The organism is Streptomyces sp. NPDC048483 (genome assembly GCF_040651455.1).
GTDB lineage: Bacteria > Actinomycetota > Actinomycetes > Streptomycetales > Streptomycetaceae > Streptomyces.
On sequence record NZ_JBEZJZ010000001.1, the window covers coordinates 127,162 to 152,364 of the forward strand.

Annotated in this window: 25 protein-coding genes; 12 read left to right on the plus strand and 13 right to left on the minus strand. The window is 70.8% G+C overall.

All coding sequences use genetic code 11. The features are described from left to right. Window positions 1-8: 8 nt before the first annotated feature. From AB0D04_RS00625 to AB0D04_RS00635, 3 genes are all read right to left on the minus strand, one after another. The gene (locus tag AB0D04_RS00625; RefSeq protein ID WP_362697427.1) at window positions 9-506 is read right to left on the minus strand and encodes a hypothetical protein; all 498 of its coding nucleotides are present in this window, start codon (window positions 504-506) and stop codon (window positions 9-11) included. Between the two features lie 878 nt (window positions 507-1,384). Further along, on the minus strand, window positions 1,385-2,104 hold the full coding sequence (locus AB0D04_RS00630) for a chaplin (protein ID WP_362697430.1): 720 nt from the start codon (window positions 2,102-2,104) through the stop codon (window positions 1,385-1,387). A gap of 376 nt (window positions 2,105-2,480) precedes the next feature. After that, complete coding sequence (locus tag AB0D04_RS00635; RefSeq protein WP_362697433.1) at window positions 2,481-2,669, minus strand: hypothetical protein; 189 nt, start codon at window positions 2,667-2,669, stop codon at window positions 2,481-2,483. A 630-nt stretch (window positions 2,670-3,299) separates the two neighbouring features. On the opposite strand from AB0D04_RS00635, the gene AB0D04_RS00640 reads away from it, so the two are divergent. Together AB0D04_RS00640 and AB0D04_RS00645 are read left to right on the plus strand one after the other, a co-directional pair. Next, window positions 3,300-4,091: a hypothetical protein gene (locus AB0D04_RS00640; protein WP_362697436.1), complete on the plus strand. Its 792-nt coding sequence runs from the start codon at window positions 3,300-3,302 to the stop codon at window positions 4,089-4,091. A gap of 238 nt (window positions 4,092-4,329) precedes the next feature. After that, the gene (locus tag AB0D04_RS00645; RefSeq protein WP_362697439.1) at window positions 4,330-4,608 is read left to right on the plus strand and encodes a hypothetical protein; all 279 of its coding nucleotides are present in this window, start codon (window positions 4,330-4,332) and stop codon (window positions 4,606-4,608) included. Window positions 4,609-4,685: 77 nt separating this feature from the next. Here the strand turns inward: AB0D04_RS00645 and AB0D04_RS00650 are convergent, their stop codons facing one another. The 8 genes from AB0D04_RS00650 to AB0D04_RS00685 form a co-directional block, all read right to left on the minus strand. After that, the gene (locus tag AB0D04_RS00650) at window positions 4,686-5,000 is read right to left on the minus strand and encodes a hypothetical protein (RefSeq protein ID WP_362697442.1); all 315 of its coding nucleotides are present in this window, start codon (window positions 4,998-5,000) and stop codon (window positions 4,686-4,688) included. A 181-nt stretch (window positions 5,001-5,181) separates the two neighbouring features. Then, window positions 5,182-6,168: an urea transporter gene (locus tag AB0D04_RS00655; RefSeq protein WP_362697445.1), complete on the minus strand. Its 987-nt coding sequence runs from the start codon at window positions 6,166-6,168 to the stop codon at window positions 5,182-5,184. Window positions 6,169-6,264: 96 nt separating this feature from the next. Further along, window positions 6,265-6,909 (minus strand): hypothetical protein, encoded by a 645-nt coding sequence (locus tag AB0D04_RS00660; RefSeq protein WP_362697448.1) that lies wholly within the window; start codon window positions 6,907-6,909, stop codon window positions 6,265-6,267. Then, window positions 6,906-9,161: a hypothetical protein gene (locus AB0D04_RS00665; protein WP_362697450.1), complete on the minus strand. Its 2,256-nt coding sequence runs from the start codon at window positions 9,159-9,161 to the stop codon at window positions 6,906-6,908. Before AB0D04_RS00665 ends, AB0D04_RS00660 begins: the two co-directional genes overlap by 4 nt. Window positions 9,162-9,688: 527 nt before the next feature. Continuing rightward, the gene (locus AB0D04_RS00670; RefSeq protein ID WP_362697452.1) at window positions 9,689-10,048 is read right to left on the minus strand and encodes a hypothetical protein; all 360 of its coding nucleotides are present in this window, start codon (window positions 10,046-10,048) and stop codon (window positions 9,689-9,691) included. A gap of 134 nt (window positions 10,049-10,182) precedes the next feature. Further along, entirely contained in the window at window positions 10,183-10,464 is a 282-nt protein-coding gene (locus AB0D04_RS00675; protein WP_362697455.1) for a hypothetical protein, read from the minus strand. A gap of 236 nt (window positions 10,465-10,700) precedes the next feature. Continuing rightward, a complete protein-coding gene (locus AB0D04_RS00680) occupies window positions 10,701-10,955 on the minus strand; it encodes a hypothetical protein (RefSeq protein ID WP_362697457.1) in 255 nt (84 codons plus the stop codon). 249 nt (window positions 10,956-11,204) lie between these two features. Further along, window positions 11,205-11,600, minus strand: coding sequence for a DUF5997 family protein (locus AB0D04_RS00685; protein WP_362697460.1), 396 nt, complete (start codon window positions 11,598-11,600; stop codon window positions 11,205-11,207). 59 nt (window positions 11,601-11,659) lie between these two features. Here AB0D04_RS00685 and AB0D04_RS00690 point away from each other — a divergent pair, with 59 nt between their 5' ends. Continuing rightward, the gene (locus AB0D04_RS00690; protein WP_362697463.1) at window positions 11,660-12,421 is read left to right on the plus strand and encodes a LysR family transcriptional regulator substrate-binding protein; all 762 of its coding nucleotides are present in this window, start codon (window positions 11,660-11,662) and stop codon (window positions 12,419-12,421) included. A gap of 89 nt (window positions 12,422-12,510) precedes the next feature. Here AB0D04_RS00690 and AB0D04_RS00695 read toward each other — a convergent pair whose 3' ends face one another. After that, entirely contained in the window at window positions 12,511-13,542 is a 1,032-nt protein-coding gene (locus tag AB0D04_RS00695) for an SMP-30/gluconolactonase/LRE family protein (RefSeq protein WP_362697466.1), read from the minus strand. Between the two features lie 109 nt (window positions 13,543-13,651). On the opposite strand from AB0D04_RS00695, the gene AB0D04_RS00700 reads away from it, so the two are divergent. From AB0D04_RS00700 to AB0D04_RS00710, 3 genes are all read left to right on the plus strand, one after another. Beyond that, window positions 13,652-14,086, plus strand: a complete 435-nt coding sequence (locus AB0D04_RS00700) for a MarR family transcriptional regulator (RefSeq protein WP_362697685.1) — start codon at window positions 13,652-13,654, stop codon at window positions 14,084-14,086. Window positions 14,087-14,359: 273 nt separating this feature from the next. Beyond that, a complete protein-coding gene (locus tag AB0D04_RS00705; protein WP_362697469.1) occupies window positions 14,360-15,730 on the plus strand; it encodes a hypothetical protein in 1,371 nt (456 codons plus the stop codon). A gap of 197 nt (window positions 15,731-15,927) precedes the next feature. After that, window positions 15,928-16,860, plus strand: a complete 933-nt coding sequence (locus tag AB0D04_RS00710; RefSeq protein ID WP_362697472.1) for an alpha/beta fold hydrolase — start codon at window positions 15,928-15,930, stop codon at window positions 16,858-16,860. Here AB0D04_RS00710 and AB0D04_RS00715 read toward each other — a convergent pair. Then, complete coding sequence (locus AB0D04_RS00715) at window positions 16,857-17,579, minus strand: PIG-L deacetylase family protein (protein ID WP_362697688.1); 723 nt, start codon at window positions 17,577-17,579, stop codon at window positions 16,857-16,859. The two genes, AB0D04_RS00710 and AB0D04_RS00715, sit on opposite strands and share 4 nt — an antisense overlap. Before the next feature lie 417 nt (window positions 17,580-17,996). On the opposite strand from AB0D04_RS00715, the gene AB0D04_RS00720 reads away from it, so the two are divergent. The 6 genes from AB0D04_RS00720 (at window position 17,997) to AB0D04_RS00745 (ending at window position 25,176) form a co-directional block, all read left to right on the plus strand. Beyond that, window positions 17,997-18,749 (plus strand): GntR family transcriptional regulator, encoded by a 753-nt coding sequence (locus AB0D04_RS00720; RefSeq protein WP_362697474.1) that lies wholly within the window; start codon window positions 17,997-17,999, stop codon window positions 18,747-18,749. 289 nt (window positions 18,750-19,038) lie between these two features. Beyond that, window positions 19,039-20,739 carry an APC family permease gene (locus AB0D04_RS00725; protein WP_362697476.1) on the plus strand — a complete coding sequence of 567 codons (1,701 nt, stop codon included), beginning with the start codon at window positions 19,039-19,041 and terminating at the stop codon, window positions 20,737-20,739. 209 nt (window positions 20,740-20,948) lie between these two features. Further along, window positions 20,949-21,128 carry an SPOR domain-containing protein gene (locus tag AB0D04_RS00730; RefSeq protein WP_362697479.1) on the plus strand — a complete coding sequence of 60 codons (180 nt, stop codon included), beginning with the start codon at window positions 20,949-20,951 and terminating at the stop codon, window positions 21,126-21,128. A 51-nt stretch (window positions 21,129-21,179) separates the two neighbouring features. Continuing rightward, window positions 21,180-21,605 (plus strand): (deoxy)nucleoside triphosphate pyrophosphohydrolase, encoded by a 426-nt coding sequence (locus AB0D04_RS00735; protein ID WP_362697482.1) that lies wholly within the window; start codon window positions 21,180-21,182, stop codon window positions 21,603-21,605. 328 nt (window positions 21,606-21,933) lie between these two features. Next, the gene (locus tag AB0D04_RS00740; RefSeq protein ID WP_362697691.1) at window positions 21,934-22,323 is read left to right on the plus strand and encodes an ATP-binding protein; all 390 of its coding nucleotides are present in this window, start codon (window positions 21,934-21,936) and stop codon (window positions 22,321-22,323) included. 171 nt (window positions 22,324-22,494) lie between these two features. Beyond that, entirely contained in the window at window positions 22,495-25,176 is a 2,682-nt protein-coding gene (locus AB0D04_RS00745) for a SpoIIE family protein phosphatase (protein ID WP_362697694.1), read from the plus strand. Window positions 25,177-25,203: the final 27 nt, after the last annotated feature.

The window sequence follows — 25,203 nt, forward strand, 5'->3', positions numbered from 1 at the left end:
CAGCGGGCTTACCCCCTGGCGGTGGCGAAGGCGTTGGCCTGGGTGTTGGCCTGGGTGCAGGTGGTGCCCCGGGTCTCGGCGGCGGCGAGCACCGCGACCGGGAGGTTGGCGTCGAGCAGGCTCTGCGGACTGCACTCCTGGTACGGACGGAAGAGGTTGTTCTGATCCTGCGGAGCGCCCTGCGGAGCGGCCTCCGGGGAGAGCTGCGGGGAGAGTTGCGGGCTGAGCTGTGGGTTGAGCTGCGGGTTGACCTGTGGGGCGGTCTGCTGCGGAGCGGTCTGCTGCGGGGCGGCGGACTGCTGCGGACCGGACTGCGAGCCGGAAGCATGCGAAGTGGCCTGCGAAGCGGTCCAGGCGGTGCTCTGGGGGGTGTCCGGCTGCGGAGCAGCGGGCGGGGTGGCGCCGTTGTACCCGACGGGAGCGTCGGCATTGCCGATCCCGGAACCGATGGCGGACAGACCGCCGGCCGCCGCAAAGACGAGCGCGACCTGGTGAAGCTTGCGCATGGAACCCTCGGCCCTTCATTACCTGTACATGGAAATCTGAATTACTTATTGCGTCTTGTGCGCGCCAACAGTGCTAATTCTGGGGTTTCACACCCTGCGCACCCCCGTGTCGGACCACGGCAGAAGTCTCCGGCAGCCCCCGCGACGGCATCCGCTGCGCTGCTTCCCACGCCCCTCGAAGTCGACGGCGGATCCCATCGTCTCTCCTCTGAATTCGCGTCGGACAACAGTCGACGTGGCCGCCGTGGGCCGCCCCGGCGCCAGGGAAGAGCATTTCCCCGGCAGCGCCCGACGGGCTCCTGCACTGTTCTCTCCCAGCGGGCAACGAGATTTCCCCTGGCCCGGTCACGGGAACCGAAGCGCCGTCACCCATTTGCCGACTGGCGTAAATCATTTGGGGTGTTGGCGGACTCGCTTTTGCCGGAGCGGTACGGAGCGGTCGGGAGCGGTGGTGTGGCGTGAGTGCGGCGGCCCGCAGGGATGCCGAAACCGTGGGCGGCAGTGATCGTGCGGCGGGGTCTGACGGCCATGCCGGTACACCAAGTGATCTTGACGGTGCATCAGACACGACGACGGCGTTGTTCGGTCGGCTTGGCGGCCTGCGTCGACGCCGTTCGCAACGTTCCACCGCCGCCCGACCCGCTGCCAGGCGCCAGAATGCTGTGACAGCAGGGGAGTTCGGGCCTGGTGGGCTTGCAACACCGCTGCCGGGCGGTCACCGGCAGCGCAATCATCGAGCGCGTCGAACGGCAGGCGCGCGACCCAAGCCCTCGCCAGGGCAACCTGACAGGACACATGAGCGTGGGGTCCGATCGCGACCGGACCCCACACTCCCTACATGACGGAGTGACAGCTTCGGACGCTGTCACTCCCTGCATTCAGTCCTGGGCGCCTGCGCGGCGGCCCCGGCGGTAGAGCAGGACGCCACCGAGCAACAGCCCGGCACTGGCCGCAGCCGCCATGCCGAGCCGTTCCTCCGCACCGGTCTGCGCCAGCTGGGGGCGAGCGGGAGACGCGTCGTGGTGGCGGAGGTGGTGCCCGATCGAGGGTGTGGCGGCCGGAGGCACCGACGCGCGGTGGCGCGGAGTTGCCGGCTGACGGTGCTGGTGCGACGGCTTGTTGTGGCGCACCTGCGGCTTGTGATCCTTCTGTTGGTGGTGGTGCCGCGCGTGGCTGGACCCGCTGTTGATGCAGTCGTTGCCAAAGGCGGCATTGAGCGCGCCGATCCCGTCCGCCGTGTTGCCGCAGACGTTCACCGGCACATGCACCGGAAGCTGCACCAGGTTCCCGGACAGGACTCCCGGGGACTTCGCGGCCACGCCCTTGGCCTGGGCTCCGCCCTTGCCGTGGCCGTGGTGACGGTGATCGACATTGACGCAGGTGTTGCCGATGGCGGGGTTGAACACTCCGACGACGTCGACCGTGTTGCCGCAGACGTTGGCCGGGATGTGGACGGGTACCTGGACCAGGTTGCCGGACAGGACGCCGGGGGAGCCGACGGCAGCGCCCCGGGCACCGCTGTCGGCGAGGGTCGTGCCCGCGCTCGCGAGTAGCAGGCCGCCGGCAGCAGCCGAAGCGGCGATGACCTTCTTGATCACGTTTCTCCTTCGTGGCAGTGCGGTCACGCCCGCGGACCGCGCAAGACACAACGAGACCGAAGTGGGTAGGCCACGAATCCGGCATTTCGATCACTCTTTCAGCCTGGTGCATACACCCACTCGGCTGAGCAGAGACATCAATTCCGGTTTTATGGAGAAATTTTCAACGGTGATCGCTTCAGGGGCGGTCGAGGCCGAGCGGGCCTTGAACCGTCGGGATATCCGATGCACCGTCACGAAGGATTCATGAGGCATCCATGAGCGCCGCAGTTGGGCCGGGGGGTGCGGGTTGCGACGGGTTTTTCGTCGCCGTCCGCATCACCCACCCCGCGCTACGGGCCCGTCCGTCCCCGCGGCCGGCGCAGCGGGGCCACGATCAGTTGCGGGGGAGCTCGAACAGCGGCAGCTGACCGATGTGCAGCGGACCGATGGCGGAGTTGGCCTTGAGGGGGATGCCGAGGACGCCGGTGACGGGGTCCGGGGTGGGGCCGTTGGCGTGGGCAGGGATCGAGAGGGCCCCGGTGAGAGCGAGGGCTCCCAGCACGGTGGCGAGTGCATGGCGCACAGCGGCTCCTGCTTCCTTCGTGTCATGGGCGTGTTCCTTGCGCGGGCCACCCTTCCACCCGTGCGGGGCAGGTTCCGGCGTCCACGCCAAGCGGTCACCTGAACGCACGACCGCGAGAAAAACGCACGGGGCGCGGCTTGCCGACGGCCATACGACATCACGCGGACTGAGTTGCGCTCGCAAGTGCGGGTCGGGCGGGTCCGTCGCGCCATTTCGGATACGCCGCCACCGATATCCCGATAATCCGCACGGTGGCAAATGGGTGACGGCGCTTCGGCTCCCGTGACCGGACCAGGGGAAATCTCGTTGCCCGCTGGGAGAGAACAGCGAATGGGCCCGTTGGCTGCCGCCGGGAAATGCTCCGCCCTGGTGCCGGGGGCGGCCCGCGGCGGCCGCGCCGGCAATGTTGTCCGACGCGAATCGGAGGAGAGGCGATGGGATCCGCTGTCGACTTCGAGGGGCGTGGAAAGCGGCGAAGCGGGTGCCGTAGTGGGCTTGCGGGAGGCATTCACGTGGTCCGACACGGGGGTGCGCAGGGTGTGAAACCCCAGGATTAGCACTGTTGGCGCGCACAAGACGCAATAAGTAATTCAGATTTCCATGTACAGGTAATGAAGGGCCGAGGGTTCCATGCGCAAGCTTCACCAGGCCATGCTCGTCGTCGCAGCGGCCGGCGGTTTCTCCGCCATCGGTGTCGGCGTCAGCCATGCCGACGCTCCCGTCGGGTACAACGGTGCCGCCCCGCCCGTTGCTCCGCAGCAGTACGCGCCGCAGCCGGCTGCTGCTCCGGCTCCCGCTCCGCAGCCGGCTTATGCCCCGGCACCGGCTCCGGCTCCTGCGCCGCAGCCGGCTGCCGCTCCGGCTCCCGCTCCGCAGCCGGCTTATGCCCCGGCACCGGCTCCGGCTCCTGCGCCGCAGCCGGCTGCCCCTCCGGCCCCCGCCCCGCAGGCCGCTCCTCCGGCTCCCGCGCCCCAGCCGGCTGCCCCTCCGGCCCCCGCCCCGCAGGCCGCCGCTCCGCAGCAGAGCGGCCCGCACACCACTGCATGGGCCTCTTCGCAGGGCGCCGCGCATGCTTCCGCCTCGCATGGTGCTCCGCAGCAGGAGCAGCAGCAGGCTGCGCCGCAGCAGGCACCTGCTCCGGCCCCCGCGCCGCAGCAGGCGCCTCCGGTCGTCCCGCAGGTGGCCCCTCAGGCGGCGCCGCAGGTCACCCCGCACGTCGCCCCGGAGGTCGTCGTCCCGCAGGTCGTCCAGCCGCAGTCCGTTCCGCAGGTCGGCCCCCAGGTCAACCCGCAGGTCAACCCGCAGGTGAACCCGCTGGTCAACCCGCTGGTCAGCCCGGGCGTCCCGCAGGCTTCCCGGCTTGGGCTCGGGCAGCTCGCGGCGCCTCCGGTGGGGCAGCTTGACCTGCCCCGAATTTACTGACCGTGCAAGGACGGCCCCCTGGGTGCAGGAACGGCGGAGGCGGGGCCACTTCTGGCCGCCGTCGAACGCTGTGCGCAGCCGGCGCGAGCCGCCGCAGTGGGGCGGCGGCAACCGCCGGGTCCTCGCAGGTCTGCCGTGCCGAGCGGTGCGGGGCATTTCCTATCGGTTCCTGTCGGCCGCTCGTAGTTGTCAGAACTCGATCTGGTGCAGATCGCACCGCTCACTCAACGGAGAAGTAATGCGCAAGCTTCAGAAGGCTGCCGTCCTGGGCGCCGTCCTCGGCAGCGTCGGCTCCCTCGCCGCCGGAACCGCCTACGCTCACGGCGAGGCGGGCGCCCACGACAGCATCAGCACGCAGCACACCTCGTGCAGGACGCACGACATGAACGTCGACGTCCTGGGAAATGTCGGGGCCGTCAACGGCCTGGCGGGCAACCTGCTCAACGGTGAGGGCTCCCCGGGTTCGCAGCCCACCCGCATGGGCTCGAGCCTGGGCTGCAACAACGGCGCCCACTGAGCACCGGGCAGCCGCCCAGGTAGCCGAAAGGGGTCCCGGCGCCGAGCCACAAGCTCGGTGCCGGGACCCCGTTTCTCTTACTTGTCGCCGCCGCCGCCGCTGCCGACGCTGGTGTTGCAGCCCATGCTCGAGCCGATCGGGGTGGACTGTGCGCCCGCGGCGCCCTCGCCGCCGAGTGCGTTGCCCAGCACGCCGTCGAGGACGCCGACCTCGCCGAGGACGTCAACGTTCAGGTCGTGCGACCGACACGAGTTGCCCTGCTTGACGGTCCATGAGTCGCCGTGCTTGCCGCCGCCGTACTTGCCGCCTTCGGCGGAGGCGGAGCCGGCGCCGAGGAGGCCGACGCTGCCGAGGACGGCCACCACAACGACAGCCTTGTGAAGCTTGCGCATTTCATCTCCGGTGGATTGAGCGGATGCGATCTGTAACAGATCAACTGCGTACAGTTACGAGAGGTTAATAAGAAATATCTCTCGTCCGCTCGGCGACGCGCCGAATCTCATGATCGCGGTCAGGGCGGCGCCCGGCCGCCCGTAGGGCCGCCGGGCGCCGCGCACCGGATGTGGTGGCAGGTCAGGTGGTGCGACGGATCCTGGGGAAGGTGGTGGCCGCGGCGAGGAACAGCCAGGTGGTGACGATGAAGGGCCAGCTGAGGGTACGTCCGCCGAACGGGGCGAAGTAGGCGTTCAGGGCGGCCGTCAGCACCGTCGCCACGGCCACACCCACCACGGTGTAGAGCGCCGTCGTCACCGCCCTCGCCAGGAAGAGGGTGCCCAGGGCGATGGCCACGAGGACCCCGTTGTAGCCGTAGACACCCGTGGCGACCGCACCCGGCGGGGCGCCCAGGGCCCAGGACAGCAGCACCGCCACGGCGCTGCCCACGACGGCGGCCAGCCCATAGCGGATCCCGCCGATGAAGAGCCCCACCAGCATGATCGCGCCGACGTACCAGTGCGCCGACAGGCCGACCTGGGAGACGTTGGCGAAGAACCCGTGCCACAGATCGGTCCAGGTGTACTCGATGCCGGGAGTGGCGGCGATCGGCAGGGCCGCGGGGCTGCCGCCGGGCCAGATCCGGGTGAAGGCGGAGGCCGCCACCAGTACCACCCCGACAACCACACAGAACGGCGAGGTCAGCACCGGCAGCCGCCAGGGCGCCAGCAAGGTCGTCAGCGCCGAGACCGCCAGCACGCAGACGACGGCGCCGCCGATGGTCAGCAGGTACGTCGAGGGCTGGGGGCCCAGGAAGATGTACAGGGCGATGCCGGTCAGGCAGCCGCTGAAGCCTTGTGTTCCCAGGTCGATGGTGCCCCTGTCGACGCCCAGGGCGTACGCGGTGGCGGTGGAGACCACGGCGCCCAGCAGCCCGAAGACGCCCGTCTGCCAGTTGCCCACGAAGACCGCGAGCATGAACAGGACGCCGGTCCAGACATTCGTCAGCAGGCTGAGCTGGCCGAAGCTGCGGACCAGCTGCGCCATGAGGTGGACCGGACCGGGGAGCCCGGCGGCCTCCGCCTCGGTGTCGGGCGCGGCCGGCTTCAATGCGTCGGGAGTGATCACGGTGTCTCCTAGGCGGTCCGGGTGCGCCGCTGCCACGCCCGCTGCGGGAGATGGGGACCACAGCGCACAGACCGCGGCGCACCACCGCGTCCGGCCCTACGGCAGGACGCCTTGCGGCAGGACGTGGGTCGACGGCAGGACGTGAGGCGTCGGCGGCGTGATGTGTGTCGACGGTGCGGCGGCGTACGGCGGGGCCGATACGTCGGGGGCGAGCTGCCACTGCCCGCCCTCCTCGCGGATGGCGAGGACGCGACCGCTCCCGGTGTGTCCCCCCGGCCCCGAGAACCAGCGGGCGTCGCTCGGATCCCACCAGCGGTTCCCGACCCGGAGCACCTCGTGGTGCACCGCCATCCGCCCGATCCACGCGTCGGCGACCTGCGCCTCGTTCCAGACGGCCCGCCAGTGTTCGGGGGCCAGCGGCGGGGTCAGCACCGCGGCGCGGGCGCGCGAGTGGGGTACGGACTTGTGGGCGAGGAGCGTCGCCGCCACATCGGCGTGCACCCCGCAGTCGCCGATGAGGTCACCGTGGTCCATCAGGTCGCACCAGTACGTCGGCCACTGCACGGGCCCCCATTGGAAGAGCCCGGGGATGGCGGCGAGCGCGGTCCCGGTGTCCCCGAAGTGCGTGAGCCGGGCGAATACACCGTGTCTGACCATCCCGCAGCACGGCTTCGCGTGACTGGACACCCGGGACAGGCCGATCCGGTCGAAGCGCTTGAGGTCTGTGCTCAGACCGCTCATGGCTGCCCCAATTCCCGCGGCGCGGTCCCGCGCCCGAATTCGTAGGCCATCGAGGTGTCGTACCCGCCGCACATGCCGAAGGCGAGGTGGTCTCCCTCCCGGACGTCGGTCAGGTCCAGCCGGACCGAGAGCACGTCGTGCTCCATGCAGGACCTGCCCAGAATCCAGTTCGGGCCGGGCCCCAGTGGCACCCAGCGGGAGCCGTCGAACCGGGCCACCGGGTGTGGATGGAACGGCGCCTCCGGCATGTCGCCCTCGGCCGCGTCGACGACGATGTCGACGCCGCGGTGGGATGTCCGGCGCGCCAGGACCTGTGTCACGACGGCGGCCGACGGCTGGGTGAGAAGCTTGCCCGGCTCCATCACCAGCAGGGGATCCCCCTCACGTGCGACGGCGGGACCGTGCGCGAGCACGTGCTCCAGCGAGGCGCGAAGGTAGGGCAGGTCGTCGACATGCCACCCGCCGCCGATGTCCACCACGGCCGGGGGTCCGCCCAGCTGGTCCGCCAGCGGATCGGCCGCGCTGAGCGCCGTCACGCATTCGCGCTGCCAGCGCGCCGCGCCCAGGACGCTCTGGGCGAAGTGGAAGTGCAGCCCCCATCCGGCCCCGAGGCGCTCGGCGAGAGAGCCGAGCAGCCGGGACGTCTCCGCCATGGTGTCGCGCTCGTGCAACGGGACGCCGAAGCGGCTGACGAGCCCGGCGGGCGCGACGCGGACCCCGACGACCTCGGCCTCCAGCTGGAAGCCGCTGTCCAGCAGGGTGTGGAGTCTGCTCAGTTCCGCCACGGAGTCGACGAAGAAGGCGAAGCACCGTACGCGGTCGGTGGCGGGCCACCACTTCGCGGGCCCGTTGAGGATCGCCTGTTCGGCCGTCAGGCCGTGCCGCTCGGCCGCTTCGAGTTCGCCCAGGCTGATCGCCTCGGCGGCCATGCCGAGCCGGGCGGCCTCCTGCAGTACGGCGGGGTGGGGACAGGTCTTCACGCTGTGTGCGAGAACTACCCGGCCGAGCCCCTCGACCTCCTGCCGCAGGGCCCGGACCTGCTCGGTGAACAGGGGGAGGAGGAGGTGTCTGCGCGGAGTGGCCGCGCTCCCGGGGGGATCGAGCAGTTCCTCGAAGCCACTGGGGTGTGCGGCCGGCCCTCCCGTGTGGGTGTCCGTCTCCCTCACGTCTGCGGTCGTTCCGCCCATGTGTGCGGCGGATGCCGGGCGGTTCACGATCGGCTCCTCGGTCACCTCGGCCTCGTCGGGCGGGACCAGACACCGCTGGCCCAGCGACGGCATCCCTGAATGGCGTTTGTCACCCGGACGGGAGACCCCGCCCGCGACCCAGGCGATGGGGGTGATGCCGAGGTCCGGGTGTACCGGGATCTCCTCCACCACACGGGTGAAGCCCGGCGTGAGGAGTCTGCCGGGGTCGGCGCCCTGTCCCATGACCAGCGCGGCGGGCAGGTTGGCGCCGCACACGGAGGCACCGTGGATCCAGGCGGGAAAGCGCGGGTTGATCTCCATGAGGGTGAGTTCGCCGCTCCAGCTGCGGATGAGTTCTAGCTCACCGCCACCGGTCCACTGGGCGTCGGCGACCAGGTCCGCCAGACGGTCGTGCAGCGTCCCGTCCAGCTCGGTGACTTCACCGGCCCAGGTCTTGCCCTCGGTCGTGACCATCGCCTTCGTGATGAAGACCGCGTCGAGGAGCCGGCCGTCCAGGGCACAGAACGTGATGCTGCACTCCTGGCCGGCCACATGCGCCTCCAGATGCCAGTCGCCGCCCCATGTCCGCTGGACGACATCGCCCAGGGCCAGCGCGGCCCCGGCGGTGTAGGCCCGGTACGCGTCGTAGTGCTGGCCCTTCACCCACGCCCCGTAAGGGGACCGGCGGATGAATTGGTCGACGGCCGGCCAGCTGGTGTCGGTCTCGTGCGTCGCCGTGCTCAGGCCGAGCCGTTCCGCCGCTTCGGCAGGGGGTTTGCACACCAGCTCCAGCGCTGTCTTCGGGGGCCCCAGAATCCGGTCGTGGGACCCGAGTTCACGCGCCAGCAGCCGGACCTCCAGATCCAGGCAGGGGATCAGGACCGCGTCGTCGGGCTCCAGAAGGCGGCCCATCTGGTCGATCCACGTGGCCAGATGCGCCTCGCGCCACGCGGGGAGACAGACCAGGTCGTCCAGGAGCTCCGAGTGCAGTCCCGAACTCTCCCGCGAATAGTCCAGGCCGACGATCCGGAGATCGGGCCGGGCGAGACGCAACGAGCGGGCCACGCTCAACCCTGGTGAGGGGTTCGGGCCACTGTGCATACCGCTGACGAAGACCGTGCCGACCGCTTTCGAGGGACCGCAGGGGTCCACCGCATCCTCTGGGCACGGGGTGGTCCCCTGCGCTTCCTCAGGTCTGATGACATCTCGGCCTGCGCCTACCGGCTCGCGTCTGGTGCGTGCTTGAAGCCCCATGCCGACATCATCAGCAGAGCTTCTCTCCATGCGCACCCGGTGGCATCCGGCAGGGTGAGGCGCCGCGACGGCCCACCGAAGCCGCGGCCGCGCCACCCGGGCCGCCGGAGGGCCCCTGTCCCGGATCGCCGCGCCCGGCTCCTGCGGTCAGGCAAACGGCGGATGGCCGGACCGGGATCGACCCGGCCCGGCCACCCACCGTTCGGAAGGGCGCTCTCTGAGCCTTCATCCATGTCAAGGGAAAGAAGGGAAGGGGGAAGCGGCCGACGAGGCGCAGGGGTCTGCCGGGCCTGCCGCGCAGGCCACCTGCCCCGGACGCAGCCCGTCGCAGACGCGTATCACTGCTTCAGGGGCTCGGTCCCGAATGCGGGCGCCTCGAGGCCCTCGACCGGCGGTGCCGAGTTCGAGTTGGAGCAGTTCACGGAGGGCCCGATGTGCATCGCCCCCTTGTTCAGCAGGCCGCCCGCGGGCAACGACAGGGGCTTCGTCGACAGGCAGTCCTGCGCCTGGTGGAGGGCGAATCCGCCGTCGTCACCGGTGCCGCCGCCGTTTCTTTGCATGCAGGTGATGTTGCCCTGGGTGTCGCGGGCGCAGGTGCCCGCGGACCCTCCTGCGTACGCCTCCGTGGCGCCGGCGCAGATCATGACGAGGCCGCCCAGGAGCCCCGAGGCGGCTGCGAGCTTGTTCCGACTGAACATGTGCTGTGGGTTTCCTTTGTGATCGATGCCCGGGCGGCAGGCACCGCGAACCGGCCCGCGCCCAGGGCTCTGAGAAGGTCGAAAAAGGGGCCCCGGCGCCGGGCACGTGGCCAGGACACCGGGACCCATTTCCGTTACTTGCCGCCGCCGCCGAAGGCGCTGTTGTTGCAGCCCATGCTCGAGCCGATCGGGGTGGACTGTGCGCCCGCGGCACCTTCGCCGTTGAGCGCGTTGCCCAGCACGCCGTCGAGGACGCCGACCTCGCCGAGGACGTCGACGTTCAGGTCGTGCGACCGGCACGAGCTGCCCTGTCCGACTCCGACGCCACCACCGCCGGCGTAAGCGGTGCCGGCGCCGAGGATGCCGATACTGCCGAGGGCGGCTGCTACGACGGCAGCCTTGTGAATCTTGCGCATGTTGTCTCCGGTAGATTGAGCGGATTCGATCAGTGAGTGATCGACTTCGTACAGTTACGGCAAGCTAATACGAAATACCCGCAACAACTTGGCGGCGCGCCCGGATTTCGGGACCGTCGCGAGGGGGTCAACCGCACCGTCGGCGACCGTTCGGTCATGCCTCATGCGAACGGGCTCTTCGGGGGTGATCCCCGAAGAGCCCGCGGCGCGCGGCGCGTGTGGCCACCCCGCCGGTCTTACCTGCCGAAGGCGTGGTTGAACTGGCCGCAGGTGGTGTCGAAGTTCTGGCCGAGACCGAGCACGCCGACCGGGAGATTGCCCTCGGCAAAGGTCTGCGGGCTGCACTCCTGGTACGGACGGTAGAGGTCCTTGACCCCGTGCCCGCCGTGCCCGCCGTGGGCGAAGGCGGCACCGGCGCCGGCACCGGCAGTGATGGCTGACAGACCGCCGGCCGCTGCGGCGACGATCACGACATGCTGAAGCTTGCGCATGGAACCCTCGGTCCTTCATTGCCTGTACATAGAGGCCTGATTGCCTACTGTGACTGGCCGCACACTAGCAGTAGTCATCTGGGGGGTTCCACACTGTTGCGCGCCCCGTGTTCGCCCCTGCAGAAACCTTCCGCACGCGTACTCGACGTTGCTCCGGCCGCTCGGCGACTTTGGTCCTCTTGGTGCATGGCAGAAGGGGCCGGCTCCTCCCGGAGCCGGCCCCTTCTGCCATGCGTGTGCCCGCTGGTGCTACTCACCGTCGGGCTGGGCCCGGGCTTCCTTCTTCTCCTTGATGCGTACCGCTTCCTTGCGGACCTCGGCCTGGGTGGCGCGTTCCTTCCGCAGCCACTCGGGGTCGTCCGTCTTCAAGGCGTCGATCTGCTCGGTGGTGAGGGGGTCGGTGATCCCGCCACGCGCGAGGCCTGAGATGGAGATGCCCAGCTTCGCCGCGACGACCGGTCGGGGGTGCGGGCCGTTGCGTCGCAGTTCCTGCAGCCACTCCGGCGGTTCGGCCTGCAGCGCGTTCAGCTCGCTGCGCGAGACGACACCCTCCTGGAACTCTGCGGGGGTGGCCTCGAGGTACACACCCAGCTTCTTCGCCGCCGTTGCGGGCTTCATCGTCTGGGCGGTCTTGTGCGACGTCATGGGGTCAAGGGTATCGAGCGTGTGCGCTACCTCCGACCACGACCGGATAACCTGGCCGGGTGACAGGCTCGGCAGTACCTCCATCGTTCCGGCTCGCGTATGTCCCGGGGGTGACGCCCGCCAAGTGGGTGCGGATCTGGAACGAGCGGCTGCCCGGCATCCCCCTGAACCTCATCGCCGTGTCCGCCGCCGAAGCGTCCGACATGTTGCGGGGCCGCGGTGCCGACGCGGGTTTCGTGCGGTTGCCGATCGACCGGACGGACCTCAGTGCGATCCCCCTCTACACCGAGACGACGGTGGTCGTGGTCCCGAAGGACCACCTCGTCGCGGCGGTCGACGAGGTGGCCACCGAGGACCTGGCCGACGACGTCGTGCTGCATCCCCTCGACGACACCCTCGACTGGGAGCGTCTGCCGGGACGGCCGGCGATCGAGCGGCCCGCCACGACGGCGGACGCCATCGAGCTGGTGGCGGCAGGGGCGGGGCTCCTCGTCGTCCCGCAGTCGCTCGCCCGCCTGCACCATCGCAAGGACCTGACCTACCGGCCGGTCACGGACGCCCCCCAGTCGCGCGTCGCGCTGTCGTGGCCGGAGGAGGCGACCACCGACCTGGTGGAGGACTTCATCGGGATCGTCCGCGGACGGACCGTCAACAGCTCACGAGGGCGCACGCCGGCCGCGGCACAGCCGAAATCCCAGCGCTCCGAGGCGGGCGGCGCACGGCGGAAGCCCGCGGCCGGCAAGCCGACGGGCAAGAGCGCGCGGGGCGGTTCCGGTGGCCCCAAGGGCGGCAAGCGCGGCAAACCCCGGCGCCGGTCGTAGCCCCGGCGTCGCGCCTACGCAGCCGCAGGGCCGGACTCCGCCGGGAGCCCGGCCCTGCGCCGCGTTACGGCGGAGGCCGGTCGTGGCGGTCAGATCCCGTCGACGGCCGCGACGGTGAAGGGAGTCTGCGGCGTCCCCGGGCCCATCGGGCCGCCCTTGTCGAACTGTGAGCGGACCACCAGAGTGCGTCCGCCCTGGCGGACCAGGGTCGTGGGGACCTGCAGCGCCTCGTCGGTGACGCGGCGTTCCACGCGGGCCCGGGTGCCGTCGTCGGAGAGGCGCCAGCGGCTGATCGTATTGCTGGCGTTGTGCGCCACCCAGAGCGTGTGGTGGCGCAGCTCGAGGCCGTCGCCGTGCTTCAAGTCGCCGCCGTGCAGGGCGACCTGGCGGATGCCGCCGGAGGTGAGGTCGACGCGGTAGAGGCCGCCGCCGGTCATGTCGACGGTCAGCAGGTAGCGCCCCGACGGGTCGGCGGCGATGCCGTTGAGGGCGAGGGTGCCGGGCGCGTGCGGATCGGCGGCGCCGGAGAGGTCGTAACGCGGGGTCAGAGCGGCGCGTCCGCCGTCTGCCGCGGCGCGCGCCAGCTGGGACGGGGTGACGCGGTAGATCACGGCGCGGACGCTGTCGGTGAGGTAGGCGCTGCCGTCGGGGGCGAGGGCAAGGTCATTGATGAACGACTTCTCGCCGGGCGAGTCGAAGCGGGCGAGCAGCCTGCGCCCGCGGATGTCGTAGACCGAGACACCCGCCGTGGAGTCGATGACCCACAGCCGCCCGGCGCGGTCCACCTTCAGGCCGTTGGCGGTGGCGCGGCCGTCCGTGCCGGCGGGCAGGAAGACCTTCGCAGTGCGGTGGCCGGGGGTGATCCGGTAGACCGCCCCGGTGGCGTACGAGCCCACGTAGAGCTCCCCGGTGCGGGGGTCGGCGGCGATGCCTTCCGGGTAGACCCGGTCGCCGGGCAGTGCGTAGGCCGCGTGGATGCGCGCCTGCGTCTGGGCGTCGGTCCGGGGCTGCGCGGCGGGAGCGGCGGACTGCGCCACCGCGGCGCCGGGCAGGGCGAGGGCGGCGGTCAGGGCCAGCGCGGCGGCGCCGGTCAGCGGGTGGTGCCTGACGGAACGGGGCATGGTGCCTCTCTGTCTGCATCAGATGAGTGGGCACGAACGATAATTAGAACTCTAATCATCGTCAAGGTACTTATTACTGTACGGCCGCTACGATGCGCAGGTGACACGCATGCCCGCCACCGAGCGCCTCGGCTTCCATCTCAAGCGCGCCGAGCAGGCCCTCAACGCGACCAAGCACGCGGCGCTCAAGCCCGCCGGCCTGACCGTCGCGCAGTACGCGGCGCTGCTGTCCCTCTCCGAGAGCCCGGGGATCTCGGCCGCCGCGCTGGCCAGGGCCTGCGGGGTGACGCCGCCGACCATGAACACCGTGCTGAAGAACCTCCAGGAGCGCGGCCTGATCGAGCGCACCCCCCATGAGTGGCACAAGAACATCCTGGAGACCCGCCTCACGGAGGAGGGCGAGGCCGTCATGGCCGACGCGGACGCCCGGGCGATCCGGGTCGAGCGGGCCCTCGCGGACGAGTTCAGCGAGCCGGAGCGGGAGGCGCTCGTCGCCCTCCTGGGCCGTTGTGTGGATCTTCTCGAATCGGTCCGGCCCGCTTGACCGCAGGCGCCGTCCTCCGGGTTTGCGGAGCCGCGCGCCCGGACAAGAAATACCCGGACACCGATTCCCTTCCTTTCGGAATCCGGAATCCTCACCGTCCTCCTCCGGAATCCTCGCCGGATCCTTCCCCACATCATCTCCGGAACATTTCAAATGTCCTGACGATCAGCAATTCCGAGTTGAAATTCGGATGCGCAAAAGGAAGGATCTGATCGCTGGGAAATCGCTTGGCCACGTCGGGCCATGCGTCCGCGTGTATAAGGAGAAATGGATTTGTCCAGGTCGCGTTTGGTGGTCGTCGGTGGTGTGGTGCTCGCGGCCGGGCTGGTGGTCAGTGGCTGCAGTTCGGGCGACCAGGGCGGGGGAAGCGACGGCGGGAAGGGCGGCGCCGGGGCGGAGAAGCCCGGTCCCCAGGCGAAAATGCTCGGCCAGGTGCCGATGGCCAAGGTCAGCGAACTGACCGGCTCCAAGGGGATGTGGGCGACCAAAAAGAATTTCGTCAAGGCCGATCTGAAAAAGATAGTCGGCTATCCGCTGGACGGCGGAAAGGCGCAGTGGACGGTCCCGCTCGGCGGGGAAATCTGCTGGTCGTCGCCCCGGCCCACCCCGGACGGCCTGATCGGCGTCGTGTTCAAGAATGACAAGGACGATCCCGCGGTCTGCACCGAGATCGGGCTGGTCGATCTGAACTCGGGGAAGATGCGCTGGCACAAGCAGGCGCTCGACGGCACCTCGTCCCAGATGTTCGACGAGGTGACCATCGGCGGCGGCACCGTCGCCGCGGCCGGCACCAACGTCTCCGCGGCCTGGACCGTCGGCGGCAAACCGCTGTGGAAGCCCTCGGACAAGAAGTGCCAGGACACGGGGTACGCGGGCGGCGGTGACAAGCTGATCGCGGTGCGGGACTGCGGTGAGACCAAGCATCCCAAGGTGGACATCCAGACGATCGACCCCAGGACGCGGGCGGTGAAGTCGAGCTACAAGCTGCCGGCCGGCACCGAGACCGCACACGTGGTGTCCGTCGATCCGCTGGTCGTCGCCGTCGACGACGGTAAGGCGCAGGGCGGCTCCAGCGTGTCGGAGTTCGTGTCGATCGACGACAGCGCGGCACAGGGCAAGCTGCTCGCCAAGATCAGTGCCAAGGGCGGGAAGTACGGGAAGTACGAGGCCGAGTGCCCAGCCAACGAGGCCGACCGTTGCTCCCAGCTCGCGGTCAGCAAGAAGGCGGGCGCGCTCTATCTGGGGACGAGGGACCCGCTCGACGCGAGCTCCGATGCCGAGAACGACATCGTGGCGTTCAGCCTCAAAACGGGGAAGCAGACCGGCAAGATCGAAGGGGCCGAGGACGGCCGCCTGCTGCCGATCGGGGTCGACGAGGACGGCCAGGTGATCGCCTACCAGGAGGCCGACGACGTGTCGGAGAAGGCCGGCGCGGTCTGGCGGATCGACCCCGCCTCGAACAAGAAGACCCAGGTCCAGCAGAACCCCGCCGCCGGCCTCGCGGCCGAGGCGCAGTTCGACAGCGACCGCGAGCTGCTCTACGCCAATGACCGGCTCTACCTGGGCTCCGACTATGTGCGTGCGCCCGCTTCCTACGACAAGGGCAAGCAGGTGCTGGCCGTGGTCTTCGGCGCGAAGAAGTAGCCGAAGGAACAACCGATCCGGCGCCCTGGCGCCACCGCTGACCGGGCCGTGCCTCTCCTTTGGGGCACGGCCCTCGGCGTTCCCGGAAAAGGGGGGCGGTTCCGCAGGGGGTTTATTCATTATGCGGCGTGCGAGGGGCTGAACGCATCGGCCGCGGGGAGGAATTGGGGCGGTTTTTGCGGGCTTAGTGTTTTCGCATGGCTGAGGAAATGACGGAGGGCGTGTGTGTCGCGGGCGACGGCGTGGAGCTGGCCGTGCGGGATTACGGGGGCGAGGGGCCCGCCGTACTGCTGCTGCACGGTGCGGGGCGGACGCTGGTGGACTGGGAGCCAATCGCGCCGCTGCTGGCCGCGGGGCACCGGGTCGTGGCGATGGATCTGCGGGGGCACGGGCGGTCGGGGGACGGCGCGGTGCCGTGGACGGTCGAGGTGGCCGTCGAGGACGTGGCGGCCGTGCTGGGGGCGTACGGGATACCGGATGCCGTCGTCGTCGGGCATTCGCTGGGCGGGATGATCGCCGCGCTGTGCCTGGAGCGGGGGGCTCCGGCGGCGGTGAACCTTGACGGTCACGGGATGGGGCGGGCCGAGCAGTACGTGGGACTCGGCACGGCATATGTGAGGCAACGGCTGGCCGAGGCGCGGCAGTTCGCCAAGGACGCCGGCGGCCGGCCGTTCGCGGCGGAGGCGCTGGCCGGGGTGCTCGGCCATCAGGCCGCCATGGCCGCCGAGCTGGGGATCCCGTACGGCCTGCTGGAGAGGGGGGTGCGGCGGTCGCTGGGGGAGACGGCGGACGGGCGGCTGTTCCTGCGGCCGGGGCGCGAGCGGGCGGGGGAGCTGCAGGAGGCGATGGCGGGGCTCGGCCTGTTCGCGCTGTACCGGCGGGTGACCCGGCCGCTGCTGATCGCCCGCGCGCTGCGGCCCAACCCGCCGGTGCCGGGGGTGCCGCCCTGGTTCGACGAGCTGATGGCCGCGTATACGCAGGGGCTGCGGCGCGACCTCGACGAACTGGCACGGACGCAGGAGCGGGTGACGGTCGCCGACGTCGACGGGACGCATGCGATGCTGCTCGAACGGCCCGCGGAAATCGTTGCGTTGGTGTCGGGGTTCGTCGCCGCGCACGGTGCGCGCTAGCGCGGGAAGAGCTGGAAGAGGGTGGCAGGGCGGCCCCGGTAGCGTTCGCCGCCCGCGCGGACCATCTGCTCGATGAAGGTGCGGGCGTAGGCGGCCGGGTCCTGGCCGGGGCCGCCCAGGCCCTTGATGTACGCCTCGTGTGCGGCCAGTGAGGACACCGCCCGCGCGATGCCGGGGCCGACCTCCGCGGCGTGTGTGGGGTAGGGGGAGCCCGCGACGGCCACCCAGCGGACGCCCGTCCAGGGGGCGAGCCCCTGGCCGTCCTTGAGCTCGGGGAAGATCCAGCGGTTGCCGGCGTCGTCCGCCGCGTCCAGGACGGCGCGGCCGACGACCCGGTGGTCGGGGGTGTTCCACCGGACCCCGCCCCAGGTGTCGTGATGGTTGAGGGTGATCAGCAGCTCGGGGCGGTGACGGCGGATGGCCGCGGAAAGATCGCGGCGCAGCGCCGTGCCGCCCTTGATGACGCCGTCCCGGTGGCCGTCGAGGAACTCGACGGTACGGACGCCGACGTGCGCGGCCCCGGCCCGCTGCTCGCCCTCCCGGATCGCGGCGCACACGGCCGGCGCCAGCCCGTCGATGCCGGCCTCGCCGCGGGTGACCAGGAGATAGGTGACCTCGCGCCCGGCGGCGGTCCATTCGGCGACGGCGGCCGCGGCCCCGTACTCGAGGTCGTCGGGGTGGGCGACGATGGCGAGCGCGCGCTGCCATGTGTCGGGCATGGCGGAGAGGCGCTGCTCGTCGCCCTTACGGGAGGGCGGCGACGGCGGCGAGGGCGGCGAACCGGGCTCGTCGGGCATGGGTAGCTGTCCGTTCCCTTTGTTCCCTTTGTTCCTTTTGCTTCCTTTGTTCGTGTTGGCGCGGTTCGATCGTGCCATGCCGCGGAGGCGCGCACCGGGTGGCCCGGGATGCGTGTGCGGGTCCGGGGGCGGGGGCGTATGGGGGCGTATGCGGGGCGTGCGGGGTGGGCGGAGCGCGGGAGGCGCGGTGGGGCGCGGCCCGAATTCCCGGCTGTGCGGGGGTGGGGACGCCGGTTGAGCTGGGGCTCCTCGCCACACGTCAAGCTTTGGCCCAAGGTTGCGGTCATGAACGCGCGGTTGCCACGCTGTTGCTGACTGTCAAGCTGTTGGGAGGGGCACGTGCCTTTCGGTGAGCAGCCCGCGTACCTCCGTGTCGCAGGCGACCTGCGCCAGAAGATCGTCGACGGGTTGCTGCCGCCGCACACCCGCCTCCCCTCCCAGGCCCGGATCCGCGAGGAGTACGGCGTCTCGGACACCGTCGCCCTGGAGGCGCGCAAGGTCCTGATGGCCGAGGGGCTGGTCGAGGGACGCTCGGGGTCGGGCACCTATGTACGCGAGCAGCCCGTGCCGCGCCGTATCGCCCGCGCCGGCTATCAGTCGGGCACCTGCTCCACGCCGTTCCGCCAGGAGCAGACCGACGAGCGGGTGCGGGGGACCTGGGAGTCCAGCAGCCGCCAGGAGGGCGCCGGTTCGGCGGTCGCGGCGCGGCTGCGGATCCCGGCGGGCGCCCGGGTGATGCGGACGCGCTATCTCTTCCGGGCCGAGGGGGAGCCGTCGATGCTCTCCACCTCCTGGGAGCCGCTCGAGGTGACCGGGCGCACGCCCGTGATGCTGCCGGAGGAGGGGCCGCTGGCGGGGCGCGGGGTGGTCGAGCGGATGGCGGCCATTGACGTCGTGGTGGACAACGTCGTGGAGGAGGTCGGCGCGCGGCCGGGCCTGGCGGAGGAGGCCATGGCGCTGGGCGGGGTGCCGGGGCATGCCGTACTGGTCATCTCCCGTACGTACTTCGCGGGTGGCTGCCCGGTGGAGACGGCCGATGTCGTCACGCTCGCGGACCGCCACCGGGTCACCTATCACCTGCCGGTGAGGTAGCCGGCGGGCCCGCTGCGGACGGCGGGCCCGTCGTCCACGATCCCGCAGCGGCAGGCCCCTACGGGTCCCGTACGTCCGCACAACGGATCCCGTACGGTCCGCATTTCCTCACCCGCGTGTCCTATTTACGCGCTTTCGCCCGCGAATGAGGTCCGGATATCGGTGTTGGATACCTCACAACGCCTCAACTGGGCGGGTCTTTTTCCTGCGACAGGGCAACCGATCTTCGGATTCGCTCTTACGATGGCGAAGTTTGTGCACGGACCGGGGAAGACCAGGAGACCAGCACGTGAGCACGACGAAAACGCAGGGTGCGGAGCAGGGCTCGCATTCGAATTATCGCCGGTCCCTCGGGACCATCGCCCTGACCGCCACTGGTCTCGGGTCCATCATCGGGTCGGGCTGGCTCTTCGGGGCCGAGCGGGCCGCGGCCATCGCCGGACCGGCCGCGATCGTGGCCTGGATCATCGGGGCGCTCGTCGCGCTCACGATCGCGCTCACCTATTCCGAGCTCGGCGCGATGTTCCCGAAGGCCGGCGGCATGGTCCGCTACGGCCAGTACTCGCACGGCTCGCTCGCCGGATACCTCGCGGCCTGGGCGAACTGGATCGCCATCGTCTCGGTCATTCCGGGTGAGGCGACCGCCTCCGTCCAGTACATGAGCTCCTGGGACTTCGGCTGGGCGCACGCCCTGTACGACGGCAAGGAGCTGACCGGCACCGGCGTCGCACTCGCCAGCGTCCTGCTGGTCTTCTACTTCTTCATGAACTGGTTCGCGATCTCGCTGTTCGCCAAGACCAACACCGCCATCACGGTGTTCAAGGTCGTGGTGCCGGTGATGACCGCGGCCGCGCTGATGTTCGCGCACTTCGACACCGGCAACATCGCCCACCACGGCGGCTTCACCCCCAACGGCTGGAGCTCGGTCTTCACCGCTGTCGCCGTCTCCGGCATCGTCTGGGCCTACAACGGCTTCCAGTCCCCGCTGAACCTCGCCGGCGAGGCGCGCAACCCGGGCAAGTCCCTGCCCAAGGCCGTCATCTCCTCGATCATCATCGCGCTGGTCATCTACGTCGCCCTCCAGGTGGCGTTCCTGATGGCGGTGCCGGGCGACAAGCTGGCCTCCGGCGGCGGCTGGGCCGGGCTCAACTTCAACTCCCCGCTCGCCGACCTCGCCGTCGCCTGGGGCCTGAACTGGCTGGCCCTGCTGCTGTACGCGGACGCGTTCGTCTCGCCGTCCGGTACGGGCATGATCTACGCGGCCACCACCTCGCGCATGATCCACGGCGTGCAGGAGAACGGTCACCTGCCCGGCGTCTTCGGCAAGGTGGACAAGAAGACCGGTGTGCCGCGTCCGGCGCTGCTGCTCAACCTCGCCATCGCGTTCCTCTTCCTCGCGGTCTTCCGTGGCTGGGGCTCGCTCGCCGAGATCGTCTCGATCGCCACGGTCATCTCGTACATCACCGGCCCGGTTGCCGTGATGTCGCTGCGCCGCATCTCGCCGGACCTCACGCGCCCGGTCAAGCTGCGCGCGATGCCCGTCATCGCGCCGGTCGCGATGGTCTTCGGCTCGCTGGTGCTGTACTGGGGCCGCTGGCCGCTGACCGGCAAGGTCATCCTGATCATGGCCGTCGGGCTGCCCGTGTGGGCCTGGTACGAGATCGGCAAGCCGCTCACCCAGGGCCGCAAGCCGTGGGCCGATCTGCGCCCGCACCTCAAGGCCGGCGCCTGGATGGTCGCCTACCTGCTGATCATGGCCGCCGTGTCGTACGCGGGCGGCAAGGAGTTCGGCGGCAAGGGCTATGTCCCGGAGGGCGTCGACCTTGCCCTGGTCGCGGCGCTGGGTCTGGCGTTCTACTACTGGGGCGTGCGCAGCGCATGGCGTAACCCCTCGCTCCTGCAGGCCGAGGCGGAGCTGCGGGCGGACGAGGCGGCGGCGGACCGCCCGGCCCAGGACGACACCGCGGAGAAGGCTCCCGTCGGCGCCTGAGGCCCCGTACTTCCCCCGCTTCTCACCGGCCACTCGCGGCCGCTCCCGGTTCCCGGGGGCCGCGGGTGGCCGGTTCGGTATCTCTTTGTGCAAATCCGTATGCGGTGCGTAAAGGTCGGGCGTACGCTCGGGCATATGCGGATTGCGATTTCGGCATCAGCACAGGAGGGGTGCATGACGGCGCAGTGCACGGCGGACGGAGGGGCGCAATGACCGACAGTGGGGCCGTACTGCCCTGGCTCGTCATCCGCCAGGACGAAGGTGGCAACCGCTATCGCGTCGGCCGTTATGCCACCCGCGCGGAGGCGGAACGAGTGGCCGATCGACTGGACACCCGGGGCCACCAGCAGCTTTACGTGGTGGAGAAGGTGGGCCGGGCGATGACCTGAGGGGCGGCGAAGGGGGAGCGGGACGACGGCGGGGGACGTAGGCTGCGGCGCATGACGACCGTGCGCGTAGTGGTGGGTGCAGCGGTGTGCGACCGGGGACGGCTGCTGGCCGCGCGGCGCAGTGCACCGCCCGCCCTGGCAGGCCGTTGGGAGCTGCCCGGCGGCAAGGTGGAGGACGGCGAGACGCCCGAGCAGGCGCTGGTACGCGAGCTGCGCGAGGAGCTGGGCGTCGAGGCGGCGGCCCTGGAGCGGATCCCGGGCGAGTGGGTGCTGCGGCCGGGCTATGTACTCCAGGTGTGGACGGCCCGGCTGCTGTCGGGCGAACCGCGCCCGCTCCAGGATCACGACGAGCTGCGCTGGCTGCGGCCCTCGGAGGAGCAGCACGTCGACTGGCTCGACCAGGACCGCCCGGCCGTCGCCGAGGCGATGCGCCGGCTGTCGGCGACGCCCGTACGGCAGCGGAGCGCGCTGCCGTAACCGCGCGCGCTGCCCGGTTCGGCGTGCGCGGCCGCAAACACGGCGTGCGCCCGCAGCGGCGTGCAGGGGACGGGCGGAGCGCGCGACGATACCCACCCCACGGCCCCGGTCCGCTCGCCGCGCCAAGATGCGCCATTTGTGCCACAGTGCACGGTTGAAGGCGATACTTGGGTCCCGATACCGGGTATGTCCTGATTAACCCCGGCAGAGCAGGTATAAAGCAGGCGCATCAACGGGGATCCCGTCAGGCTGGGAAGTGATCGGCGTGAGCGACAGCGCAGCGGCAGGGGTCCCGGAGTCGCCCTCCCCCAAGGTCCGCAGGCGCGGCGTGGTCCCCGGCTCACCCATTGCCGAATGGAGCTTTCCGGCCGACCCCGGCGCGGTGCGCACCGCCCGCTCCAGGGTCCGTCAGACGCTCGCCGACTGGGGCCTGAACGGCGCCGTCGACGTGGCCGTCCTGCTCGTCAGCGAACTCGTCACCAACTCCCTGCGCCATGCCACCGGCCCCATCGGCGTCCGGATGGTGCTGCTCAGCGGCAGCGCACTCCTCGTCGAGGTCTCCGACCCCCTGCCCGACCCGCCACAGGAACGCACCGCCGCCCCCGACGACGAAGGCGGCCGCGGATTGCAGCTGGTGGCGTGCAGTTCGCGACGCTGGGGCACCCGGCGGGGAAAGAGTGGCAAGACAGTGTGGTTCGAGCTGTCCGTGGCTGGTTAGGAGACATGTGGAGTCCTGATCGTTGCCATTTCATCGACATTCTGTAGATGGCCTGCGATCGAGACTGTGCTGTGATCGTGAAGACCGTGTTCCGGATAGCCGGGGTGCTGGATACTCAGGCTGGTCCGGTCCGGGCACGATGAGCTGGAGGGGACGGGGCTCGTGAGCGAGATGTCACGTGGCGGGGCAGAACCCGCGCAGACCGAGGACCAGGGTGGTGCGGACGGCCCCGGCGACCCAGGCAGGCACCGGCATGCGCCCGGCCTGCACGGCGTACCCGTCTGGCAGAGCAGCCGGCCCGGATCGATCTACGACTACATCCGCGTCGCCTCCTTCTCGCTGGGGCCCGACGGACGGATCGACCAGTGGAGCGAGCGCGCCGCCGACATGCTCGGCATCCCGGCCCGCTACGCCCTGGGCAAGGACCCCGTAGCGGCGTTCGTCCCGAACGAACTGCGCGAGACCGGCCGCCGCAAGGTGTCCGAGATCCTCGACGGCCGCGAATGGACCGGCCTGGTGCCCTACCGCAGGGAACCCGACGGCGACACCGAAGGGCTCGCCGAGATCTATGTGATGCCCTCCGAGACGGAGAGCGGCGAGCGCGCCGCGGTCTGCCTGGTGGTCGACGTACGGGCGCTGCGCGGCATCGAGACCGACCTCGCCGCCTCGCAGGCCGTTTTCGGTCAATCTCCCATGGGCTTCACCCTGTTCGGCACCGATCTGAAGCTGCTGCGGGTCAACGAACGCTTCGCCACCGTCTTCGGCGGCCCGGCCGGCAAGTACCGCGGCTGCTCCCCGCACGACTTCCTGCCGCGCCCCGAGGCCGAGCGGATGGCCGCCGCACTGCGCCGCGTCCTGGACACCGGCGAGCCGGTCACCGAGATGCAACTGGTCGGCGCGGTGCCCGGCGAGGGGGACCGCCGCCGCTGGTCGGTCTCGCTCTACCGGCTGCACGGCGCCAGCGGCCGCCCCATCGGCGTCGCCGCCCTCGCCGCCGACGTCACCGGCCGCCGCCGCGCCGAACGCGAGGCCGCCAACGCCCGCCGCAACCTCGCCCTGCTCAACGAAGCGGGCGCCCGGATAGGCAATTCGCTCGACCTGGAGACCACCGCCCGCACCCTCCTGGACGTCGCCGTCCCGCAGTTCTGCGACCTGGCCTCGGTGGACCTCTACCAAGGACTGCTGGCCGGTGACGAGGCTCCGCCCGGCATGAGTGACGGCAGCGCGGAACTGCGCCGGGTCGCCTTCGCCAGCGCCGTCTCCGACGCCCCGCTGGCCACCTCCACCTGCTGCATTCCCGACGGCGGCTCCCCCGACGACCCGGTCGCGGTCGGCGCCGTCCACCGCTACCCCTTCAACTCCCCCTGCGCGGGCGCCCTGCGCACCGGCCAGGCGCAGATCATCCCCGGCCGGGAGAGCGACGACGGCCCGGAACTGGGCGCGGTGGTGCACTCCACCCTCGCCGTCCCGATGGTCGCCCGGGACACCGTCGTCGGGCTGGTGCAGTTCTCCCGTACGAAGGGCAGCGAGCCGTTCGGTGAGCGCGACACCGCCCTCGCCGTCGAGCTGGCCGCGCGCGCCGCGGTCTGCATCGACAACGCCCGCCTCTACCGCCGCGAACACGAACGCGCCCTGATCCTCCAGCGCAGCCTGCTCCCGCCGGGCGACCCGGAGGCCGCCGGCCTCGACATCGCCTGCCGCTATCTGCCCGGCACCACCGCCACCGAGGTCGGCGGCGACTGGTTCGACGTCATCGAACTCCCCGGCCACCGCACCGCGCTGGTCGTCGGCGACGTCATGGGCCGCGGCCTGCGCGCCGCGGTCGCGATGGGCGAACTCCGCACCGCCGTCCGCACGTTGGCGCTCCTGGACCTCGAACCCGCCGAGGTGCTCTCGGCCCTGGACGAGATCGCCCGCGGGCTCGGCGGCAGCGGCGACGGCCGGTCCGCGCCCAGGTCAGCGCGCGGCCGCACCGGCGCGGCCGCCAACGTCCCCGAGCACGGCGCCCTGGCCCGTACCGCCGATCTCTCCGAGGTCTACCTCGCCACCTGCGTCTACGCCGTCTACGACCCGGTCACCCGGCGCTGCACCTTCGCCAACGCCGGCCATCTGCCGCCGGTGCTCGTAGAGGAGGGCGAGGACGCGCTGCTGCTGGACGTGCCGCCGGGGATGCCGCTGGGCGTCGGCGGCGAGCCCTTCGAGGAGATCGACGTCGACCTGCCGGACGGCGCGCTGCTCGCCCTCTACACCGACGGCCTGGTGGAGTCCCGCGACCATCCCCTCGAAGAGGGCCTGCAGGCATTCCGCAGGGCCCTCTCGGACGCCGACCGGCCGCTGGAGGACGTCTGCGACCACGTCCTGAGCGCCCTGGACACCTCGCACGGCGAGGACGACATCGCGCTGCTGATGGCCCGGGTGCACGGCCTGCCCAAGGACGCGGTGGGCGACTGGAGCCTGGCACCGGAGGCCCGCTCGGTGGCCCGCGCCCGTGAGCTGGCCCGCGACCAGCTCACCGACTGGGGCCTGCAGGAGCTGGTCGATACGACGGAGCTGCTGGTCAGCGAGCTGGTGACCAACGCCCTGCGGCACGGCCAGGGCGAGATCCGGCTGCGCCTGCTGCTGGACCGCACCCTGGTCTGCGAGGTCTGGGACGCCGACCTCGCCCAGCCGCGCCGCCGCCGCGCCCGCGACACCGACGAAGGCGGCCGCGGCCTCCAACTGGTCGGCCTCCTCAGCACCGGCTGGGGCAGCCGCCGCACCCCCCGCGGCAAGACGGTGTGGTTCGAACTCGCCCTCCCTGACGGCGAGTCGGAGGCGGTGGATCCGACGGAGGCCCTGCTGAGCCTGTTCTGAGGGCCGTCGGCGGGGCATCGCCGCCGA